This is a genomic window from Micromonospora sp. NPDC051296 (assembly GCF_040682255.1).
GTDB lineage: Bacteria > Actinomycetota > Actinomycetes > Mycobacteriales > Micromonosporaceae > Micromonospora > Micromonospora craterilacus.
On record NZ_JBFBAO010000296.1, the window covers coordinates 1 to 9002 of the forward strand.

The 9002-nt window shown below is 72.4% G+C and carries 10 protein-coding genes; 1 reads left to right on the top strand and 9 read right to left on the bottom strand.

The annotated features are described in order from the left end of the window. The first annotated feature begins 118 nt into the window (after positions 1-118). Entirely contained in the window at positions 119-910 is a 792-nt protein-coding gene (locus AB0M52_RS25435; RefSeq protein ID WP_363958429.1) for an MBL fold metallo-hydrolase, read from the top strand. A 72-nt stretch (positions 911-982) separates the two neighbouring features. Here AB0M52_RS25435 and AB0M52_RS25440 read toward each other — a convergent pair whose 3' ends face one another. The 9 genes from AB0M52_RS25440 to AB0M52_RS25480 form a co-directional block, all read right to left on the bottom strand. Then, positions 983-2713, bottom strand: coding sequence for a cytochrome bc complex cytochrome b subunit (locus AB0M52_RS25440; RefSeq protein ID WP_363958431.1), 1731 nt, complete (start codon positions 2711-2713; stop codon positions 983-985). Next, positions 2710-3576, bottom strand: coding sequence for a Rieske (2Fe-2S) protein (locus AB0M52_RS25445; RefSeq protein ID WP_363958434.1), 867 nt, complete (start codon positions 3574-3576; stop codon positions 2710-2712). Before AB0M52_RS25445 ends, AB0M52_RS25440 begins: the two co-directional genes overlap by 4 nt. Next, entirely contained in the window at positions 3573-4361 is a 789-nt protein-coding gene (locus tag AB0M52_RS25450) for a c-type cytochrome (protein ID WP_363958437.1), read from the bottom strand. The genes AB0M52_RS25445 and AB0M52_RS25450 overlap by 4 nt, the downstream gene beginning before the upstream one ends. Positions 4362-4367: 6 nt before the next feature. Continuing rightward, positions 4368-4754 carry a c-type cytochrome gene (locus AB0M52_RS25455; protein ID WP_111211951.1) on the bottom strand — a complete coding sequence of 129 codons (387 nt, stop codon included), beginning with the start codon at positions 4752-4754 and terminating at the stop codon, positions 4368-4370. Continuing rightward, the gene (locus tag AB0M52_RS25460; protein WP_363958440.1) at positions 4751-5647 is read right to left on the bottom strand and encodes a cytochrome c oxidase assembly protein; all 897 of its coding nucleotides are present in this window, start codon (positions 5645-5647) and stop codon (positions 4751-4753) included. The genes AB0M52_RS25455 and AB0M52_RS25460 overlap by 4 nt, the downstream gene beginning before the upstream one ends. Continuing rightward, on the bottom strand, positions 5635-6036 hold the full coding sequence (locus AB0M52_RS25465) for a hypothetical protein (RefSeq protein ID WP_363958443.1): 402 nt from the start codon (positions 6034-6036) through the stop codon (positions 5635-5637). Before AB0M52_RS25465 ends, AB0M52_RS25460 begins: the two co-directional genes overlap by 13 nt. Continuing rightward, on the bottom strand, positions 6033-6662 hold the full coding sequence (locus AB0M52_RS25470; protein ID WP_363958446.1) for a heme-copper oxidase subunit III: 630 nt from the start codon (positions 6660-6662) through the stop codon (positions 6033-6035). The genes AB0M52_RS25465 and AB0M52_RS25470 overlap by 4 nt, the downstream gene beginning before the upstream one ends. Further along, positions 6659-8587, bottom strand: a complete 1929-nt coding sequence (gene ctaD, locus AB0M52_RS25475) for a cytochrome c oxidase subunit I (RefSeq protein WP_363958449.1) — start codon at positions 8585-8587, stop codon at positions 6659-6661. Before ctaD ends, AB0M52_RS25470 begins: the two co-directional genes overlap by 4 nt. A gap of 18 nt (positions 8588-8605) precedes the next feature. Further along, a partial coding sequence (locus AB0M52_RS25480; protein ID WP_363958452.1) for a c-type cytochrome occupies positions 8606-9002 on the bottom strand: 397 nt, incomplete at its 5' end.

Here is a 9002-nt window from a genome sequence, read left to right on the forward strand (position 1 = left end):
GATGCGGTCCTGCTTGGCCCGCACGATGCCCTCCAGCACCGGGTCGACGGCCTCCAGGTGCGACGGGTTCGCCACCACCGAGACCTTGACCGAGTAGACACGGCAGGAGCGAAAGACCATGACAGAGGTACGCATCACCCACGTCGGCGGCCCGACGACCGTCCTCGACATCGCCGGATGGCGTCTGCTGACCGACCCGACGTTCGACCCGCCCGGCCAGCGGTACGCCTTCGGCTGGGGAACGTCGTCCCGGAAGCTGACCGGTCCCTCGGTCGGCGCCGCCGATCTCGCCCCCGTCGACGCCGTGCTGCTCAGCCACGATCACCACGGCGACAACCTCGACGCCGCCGGGCGGGCGCTGCTGCCGACGGCGGGGCAGGTGATCACCACTGTCTCCGGTGCCCGGCGGCTGGGTGGCAACGCCCGTGGTCTCCGGCCATGGGCGACGACCAGGCTGGAGGCGCCGGGCCGGCCGAGCCTGGAGATCACGGCCACTCCGGCGCGACACGGTCCGCCACTGAGCCGGCCGGTCGCCGGCGAGGTGGTGGGGTTCGTGCTCCGCTGGGCCGGACAGGCGCACGGGGCACTGTGGATCTCCGGGGACACGGTTCTCTTCGGCGGGGTACGGCGGGTGGCCGACCGGTTCCGGATCGGCACCGCGTTGCTTCACCTCGGCGGCGTCCAGTTCCCGGTCACCGGGCCGGTGCGCTACTCGATGACCGCCGCGCAGGCGGTGGAGGTGTGCCGGCTGCTGCGCCCGCGTAACGCGATTCCCGTGCATTACGAGGGCTGGAAGCACTTCCGGGAGGGGCGCGACGACGTCGAACGCGGATTCGCGGCGGCACCGGACGAGATCCGGCGCGCCCTGCGCTGGCTTCCCATCGGGGTCGGCGTCGACGTCGACGTGTAGGCCACCCTCATGTGGTGCCCACCGGCCGGGCGATGCCGGCCGGCGGATCGGATGCGGTGCGCGGGCGGACGGTCAGCGCGGCGACGGCCCGTCCTCGGGCCCGGCATCGTCCCGCTTACGCCGCTGACGGAGGGCCGCGGCCAGCAGCGCGACCCCCATCGCGGCGTTGCCCCAGCGGCGCAGCGCGGTGCGGGTCCGCCGGTGCGGTGCGGGCGGCGGCCCGGGCACCACGACGTGGTCGACGCCGGGGTAGGCGAGCCGGGCGGCATCCGCCGCCTCCTGCTCGGTGCGCACCTCAAGGTTGCTGAGAAGGGCGACGCCGGCCCGCTCGTCGCGGTAGCGCCAGCGCCACCGGTCACCGTCCGGCCACAGTTCCACCCGCTCCCCCGGACGGTCAGGCGCCGGCAACTCCGGTTCGTCGCCAGCGCGGCCGAGCGCGGGCTCGCCGGTGCCCGACCGCCGGCCGGCGGCGCGCAGGTCGGCGCGGGTCAGCTCGCCCAGGCGCGCCGCGTCGCCGCCGCGCAGCGCCCGGGCGAGCAGGAACGCCAGCGTCCCGGTCAGCAGCGGCAGGACGAGGACCAGCACGCGCAGGATGTTGAGCACGTCGTAGATCGGTACCCGCACCAGCCGCGCGATGAGGTCGTCGCCGCCCGCGACCACCAGCATCGCGAAGAAGGTCAGCACGGCCACCCCGATGCCGGTGCGGACCGGGTGATCGCGGGGCCGGTCGAGCAGGTGGTGCGCGCGGCGGTCGCCGGTGCACCACCGTTCCACGAACGGCCAGGCGTACAACGCCAGGAAGGTCACGCCGCCGAGCACCACCCCGGGGAAGAACGGGGCGGGCACCAGGTGGCCGGCGATCCGGATCTCCCAGGGCGGAAACAGCCGCAGCGCACCATCGCCCCAGAGGACGTACCAGTCGGGTTGGACCGGTGCGGTCGCCTGGGCCGGGGCGAACGGCCCGTAGATCCACACCGGGTTGATCTGCACCAGCCCGCCGAGGGCGAACAGGACCGCCAGTACCCAGGCGAACAGCGCCAGTGAGCGCAGCGAGTAGCTCGGGTAGAGCCGGGAGCCCACCACGTTGTGCTCGGTCCGCCCCACGCCGGGAAACTGGCTGTGCTTCTGCCGGACGATCATCGCCAGGTGCGCCGAGATCAGGGCGACCAGCACGGCGGGGACCAGCAACACGTGGGTGACGAACAGTCGCGGGATCATCTCGTCGGAGGGGAACTCGCCGCCGAGCGCGATGAACACCAGCCACGCCCCGACCAGCGGGATCGACTCCCCCACCGACACGATGATCCGCAGACCGATGCCGGAGACCAGGTCGTCGGGCATGGAGTAGCCGGTGAAGCCGTTGGCCAGGGCGAGCGTCAGCATGGTGACCCCGACCAGCCAGTTGAGTTCGCGGGGCCGGCGGTAGGCGCCGGTGAAGAAGATCCGGATCAGGTGCACCACGATCGCCGCGACGAAGATCAGGGCCGCCCAGTGGTGGGTCTGCCGGATCAGCAGTCCGCCGCGTACGTCCCAGCTCAGACGCACGGTCGAGGCGTACGCCGCGGAGGTGGTCGTGCCGTCCAGCGGCGCGTAGGAGCCGTGGTAGACGCGGTCGGCGGAGCTGGGATCGAAGAAGAAGGTCAGGTAGACGCCGGTGAGGACGAGCGCGACGAAGGAGTAGAGGGCGATCTCGCCGAGCATGAACGACCAGTGGTCCGGGAAGACCTTGGCCAACGCCTTGCGGACGACCGGTGAGAGCCGCAGCCGGTCGTCGAACGCGCGGGCCAGCCGATCGAAAATCATGGCCGGTCCCAGAAGCCGGCGCCGGGCGGGGAGGTGAAATCTCCGGTGGCGCGCAGATAGCCGTCGGAGCCGACCTCGATGGGCAGGCCGGGCAGCGGCCGGGCGGCGGGCCCGGCGACGGGTGCGGCGTCGGCGAACAGGTTGAACGACGACTGGTGGCAGGGGCAGAGCATCCGGCCGGTGCCGTTGAGGTAGAGCCGGACCGGGCAGCCGGCGTGCGTGCAGAGCAGCGAGTAGACGACCAGCCCGTCGAGGTGGCCGGCCGACGGTGGCCGGGTGAACCGCTCCGGGCGGAGCCGGACCGCGAAGGCCGGCGCGTCCCCGGCTTCGATGTCGCCCTCCGGGAACACCCCGACCACCGTGCCCGCCGGCACGTCGTCGGGTCGCAGCGGACGCCCGTCGGCGTTCACCAGCCGTACGCCCGGTCGCCACGGCGTCTCCGTCAACGCCCGCACCGGTCCGGTCCGGTCCCAGGGCAGCAGCGAGCGGAGCGGGAACAGCGCCGCGGCGCCGAGTGCGGTCAGCGCCAGCCCGAGCGTGGCGAGCAGGCCCCGACGGCGTACCGGACTGTCCGGCGCGGTGAGCACGTCCGCCGTCATCGCCTGTTCGTCCGGAGGCGGGGTGAATCCCTCGTGCTCCTCGACGTAGCCGCCGGTCGGCACGAGCCGCCGGCCCCAGATCGCCAGCCCGGTGGCCAGCCCGCCGAAGGCCACCGCGAGGCAGATCCCTTCCCACTGGGTCTGGCCGCCGAGGCCGTAGGTCACGGCGAACCCGATCGCGCCGGCGGCGCTGGTCAGGAAGGACAGTGCGATCCGGCGGGTCACTCCGGGCGGCCCGTCCGGGACGGGTGGACGCCGCCTCACTGTCCCGCCCTCCGGCCCAACCAGCGGGCGGCGGTGACGAGCAGCCCGAGGGTGACGATCCAGGCGACCACTCCCTCGGGCAGCGGCCCCAGCCGGCCGAGCGGATTGCCGCCCCGGTCCAGCCGCTCGTCGCGCAGCCGGCGTACGTACGTGGCCAGATCATCGACCTGCTGGTCGGTGAGCACCTGGCTGGGGAAGACCGGCATCAGGCCCGGGCCGACCCGGACGGCCTCGGCGACCTGCACCGGTGTCGCGTCGTACAGCGCCGGGGCGGTCCGGCCATCGGTCAACGGGGCACCCGCGCCGGTCGCGCCGTGGCAGGGTGCGCAGTTGGCGGCGAACAACTCCCGCCCGGCCTGGAGGTTTCCGGGCGCCACCTGCGGGATCTGGGGTCCGCCGCCGCCGAAGCTGGCGACGTGGTCGACCAGGGCGGCGATCTCGTCCGCCGAGAAGACCGGTTCGGCGCGGCGGGGCTGCGGCTTCTCGTCCGCGATGGGCATCCGCCCGGTGGAGAGCTGGAAGTCCACCGAGGCCGGGCCGACCCCGATCAGCGAGGGGCCGCGTTGGCTGCCCCGCCCCTGCTCGCCGTGGCAGCTGGCGCAGCTCTGCCGGTACAGCTGCTCGCCGCCCGGTGTGGGGGCCGCGGTCGCGGCGGTGCCGGCACCCGCCGGGGGGCTGGGGGTGGTCGGTGCGGCGAGGGCCGCCGGGCCGGCGGCCAGGGCGAGCACGGCACCGAACACGCACGCCCGCCTGGGGTGCCACCGGCGCTCGCTACGCTCGCTCATGTCGGCTCAGTCCAGGGTGTAGAGGTAGGCGGCGATGTCCTGGGCATCGATCGCCGGGATGCCCAGGTTCGGCATGGCGGTGCCCGGCTCGACCGCCTGCGGATCGACGATCCAGCGCTGCAGGTTGTCGGCGTTGTTCACCAATTCCCCGGCGATGTAGGAGCGGGCGCCGAACCGGGTCAGCGGCGGGCCGACCAGCCCGTCCGCCCGGTTGATGCCGGGAATGGTGTGGCAGGAGCCGCAGCCGTACTGGGCGATGAGGTCCGCCCCTCGGCCCGGCTGGCCGGCGCGGACCTCCGGCGGCGGGGGCGGTTGGGTGCTGGCGCAGCCCGCGACGGCGAGCAGCAGCCCCAGCCCCAGCCACCTCGGCAGCCTGCGTGTTCGGCGGTTCATCGCCCCACTCCCCCGGTTCGGGCCGGCAGGTGGCCGTCCACCTCGGGCGAGGTCACCCGCTCCGGGCGTTGCCGCTGGAGGCCGACCAGCCAACGCAGGAAAGCGGCGAGTGTGGCGACCAGCACCACGACGTCCATCGGCGCCCACATCAGCAGCCCGGCCAGTTGCTGGTCGGCGAGCGGATCGGCACCGAGCACCTCGGCCGGGTAGATGGGCCTCGGCGCGAAGGTGAGTACCGCGCCCAGCGCCGATGCCGGCAGCATCGTCCCGACGAGCAGCAGCATCCCGGTCGGGACCGGCAGCCGGTGCCGGGCCGCGCCGAGGACCGGCGCCCAGAGCAGCCAGGCCGCGCCGACGAAGCAGACGTGCTCGACGACGTGCAGCGCGGGGTGCCGTACGGCGGCCAGATAGGGCGCGGGCAGGTGCCAGAACCAGAGCACCAGGGTCTGCGTGCCGCCCGCGACGAGCGCGATGACCACCGGTCGGCGCAGCCATCGCACGGCCGCGGTGGCCCGGAGGCGAGCCAGCCACCGGCGTGGCGTGGCCGGGCAGGCCAGGGTCAACGGCAGGCCGGCCGCCCCCGCGGCCAGCAGCGGCCCGGCGACGAGCAGCAGCAGCATGTGCTGGGTCATGTGGCCGGCGAAGCCGCGCACGGCCAGGGCCGCCACCGGTCCGCTCTGGGTGGCGAGGGCGACGAGCAGGCCGGCGGTGAAGGCGACCACCCGCCAGCCCGGCAGGACGTTCCCCCGGCCGCGGCGGGACCACAGCTCGTGTACGCCCCGGCCGTAACCCGCCGCGACCAGGGCCAGCCCGGCGGCGAGCAGCATGGTGATCAGCCCGGCCACGACGGACTCGGGCTGGTTGCCGCCGGCGGTGGCGCTCATCGCTGGCATGGCGGCAGCACCATCAGGGCGACTCCGCCCAGGACGATGATCGTCAGGAAGAGCAGGTTCAGCCAGATGCCCACCACGGCCAGCATCCGGCTGCGGCCCACCCGGCGCTCCGGCTCGACGCCCTGCGGGGTACGCGCGGTGCGCCGCCAGAGCAGCGCGGCGGCCAGCAGGGCGCCCACGGTCGCCAAGGCGGGCAGCACCACGGCCAGGCCGATCGCGGTCCGCAACGGCAGGGCACCGACCCGCTCCGAGCCACTGGCGCAGGTCAGCTCGTCCACACTCCAGCCGGCGATGAGGTGGACTGCCCAGGCGATCGCGCCGCCGAGCACCGCGTACCAGAGCAGCAGCCCGCCGGCGAGGCGGGCCCGAGGCCCGGGATGCGTGCTCACGACAGGCTCGGTGAGAGGTAGATGGTGAACAGGATGGCGGCCCACACCACGTCGACGAAGTGCCAGTAGATGGCGGCGATACGGACCCGGTCGTGGCGGCGGGCGCCGAAGGTGCCGCGGCGCAGCGAGGCGGCGAGCAGCCAGCTGATCATCGTCAGTCCGACGAGGACGTGAAAGCCGTGGAAGCCGGTGATGACGTAGAACAGGGAGCCGTAGGCGTTGGTGGTGATGGTGAACTCGCGGAGCTTCTCGGCGTACTCGGTGGCCACGAGAATCAGGAAGGTCACGCCGAGCGCCAGGGTCACCGCCAGGCCGGCACGCAGCCGCCAGAGCTGGCCCCGGCGAATGCCGCGTTCGGCCCACACCATGGGGATGCTGCTGGGCAGCAGCACCGCGGTCATCAGCAGCGGACGGGGCAGGGTCGGCGCGGCGAGCCCGTCCGGCGGCCACGGACCGCCGTGCTGGAACCGCAGATAGAAGTAGCTGCCGATCAGGCAGGCGAAGAGGGTCGCCTCGGTGGCGACGAACATCACCATGCCCCACCAACCGGTCGACCGGCCGACGGGCTGCTCGGTGGTCAGCGCCTCCGTGCTGGTGGCCGCCGCGATGCCGCCCCGCGCGCTCATCGAGCAGCCCCGAGGTCCTGGTCGGGTCGGCGGGGCGGCCACAGCCAGACGGCGATGGTCGATGCCACCACGAGGGCGGCCCCGGCGGCCACCGGGTACCAGGCGAACAGCAGCGCGGTGAAGAACACCAGCATGGCCAGGGCGAGCAGCAGCGGTTGCAGGGACGCCTCGGGCATTTCCACCGTCCGTTCCCGCCGGCCGTCCAGCTCGCTGGTCACCAGCGTCTGCCGCCCGCCGGCCAGGATCCGGTCCTCGGTCGCGCCTTCGGTCATCGACGTACGGCTGGCGTCGTCCCAGGTGGGGTGGAGGCTGTGCACCTGCGGCAGGACGGGGAAGTTGTACGGCTTCGGCGGGGAGTCGGTGGACCATTCCAGGCTGTCGCCGCCCCACGGGTCCGGTGGTGCCGGTCGTCCCCACCGCACGGCGTGCACCACTCCGATCAGGACGAGCAGCAGCCCGATCGCGAGCAGGTAGGACCCGGCGGTGCTGACCAGGTTCCAGCCGCCCCAGCCGGGCTCGTCCGGGTACGTGTAGACCCGCCTGGGCATGCCGAACAGGCCGTACAGGTGCATCGGGAAGAACGTCAGGTGCATGCCGGTGAAGAACAGCCAGAACGCCCAGCGGCCGAGCTTCTCGTGGTACATCCGGCCGGTGATCTTCGGGAGCCAGTAGTAGACGGCGGCGAGGATCGGGAACAGCGCCCCACCGATGAGCACGTAGTGGAAGTGGGCCACCACGAAATACGAGTCGGTGACCTGCTGGTCGAAGGCGGTCAGCGCGAACATGGCGCCGGTGAAGCCGCCGAGCACGAAGGTCACGATGAAGCCGATCACGAACAGCAACGGGACCTTGAGCACCAGCCGGCCGAGCAGCATGGTGGCCAGCCAGGCGAAGATCTGGATGCCGGACGGAATCGTGATGATCGTGCTGGCCGCGCTGAAGAAGCTGTAGGACAGTTGCGGTAGGCCGGTGGCGAACATGTGGTGCACCCAGACCCCGAACGAGATGATCGCGATCGACGCCATGGCGAACACGACCAGCGCGTAGCCGACCACGCCCCGCCGGGTGAACGCGGGCAGCACCGCGGAGACGATGCCCAGTGCCGGCATCACGATGATGTAGACGTCCGGGTGACCGAAGATCCAGAACAGGTGCTGCCACAGCAGGACGTTGCCGCCGTGCTCCGGATCGAAGAAGTGCGTGCCGAAGCGCCGGTCGAGGAAGAGCATCGCGTTGTCGACGTTCAGCGCGGGCAACGCGAAGATCACCATGAAGGCGGTGGCGACGATCGCCCAGACGAACAACGGCACCCGGTTCAGCGACATCCCCGGGGCCCGCAGCTTGAGCGAGGTGACGATGAAGTTGATCGACGCGGCGGTGGTGGCGACGCCCAGGAAGAGCAGGCCCAGGGTGTAGACGTCCATGTGCAGGCCGGGGGTGTTCCGTTCCTCGGTGAGCGGCACGTAGGCGAACCAGCCGCCGTTCGGGGCGGCCCCGAAGGGCAGGCTGGCCCACATGAACAGCCCGGCGAACAGGAAGACCCAGTAACCGAAGGCGTTGAGTTTGGGGAACGCCATGTCCCGCGAGCCGATCATCAGCGGGACCAGGAAGTTGCCGAAGCCGAAGAGCATCGGAGTGGCGAACAGGAAGATCATCGCCGTGCCGTGCATGGTGAAGAGCTGGTTGTACTCCTGCGGGGAGAGCAGTCGCGACTCCGGGCGGGCCAGCTGGGTCCGCATCGCCAGCGCGCTGAGCCCGGCGAGGACGAAGAACAGCGCCGCAGTGACCAGGTAGCGCCTTCCGATCCGCTTGTGGTCGACCGTGCTGAACCACGAGCGCAACGACGGGCGTTCGGCCCAGCGTTCCTCCAGCCGGGCCAGATCCTCACGGCTGGCACCGGGCGTCGATGCGGCGGTCGTGGACACGGGTCTGCCTCCCTTCGATCACTTCAGCGACTGCAGGTAGGCGATGAGATCGGGCAGCTGACCCGCGCCGACCTGCTGGGGAGGCATGTAGTTGCCCGGCTTGACGGTCTGCGAGTTGGCGATCCAGCCGCCGAGGTGACCCCCGTCGTTCGGTACCGCGCCGGCGCCGATGCTCCAGCGGGATCCGACGTCGGAAAGGTCGGGGCCGATCCGACCGTCGGCGCCGGTGCCCCGGATGGCGTGGCAGCCCGCGCAGCTGCCCTGCAGGAACGCCTGCTGACCGCGCCGCTGCGCGTCGGTCTGCGGCGGCCGGGCCGGCGTGCCGAGTCGGGCCAGCCAGGCGTCGAAGTCCTGCCGGGGCTCGGCGACGACCAGGAACGCCATGTGCGCGTGCTGGGTGCCGCAGTTCGAGATC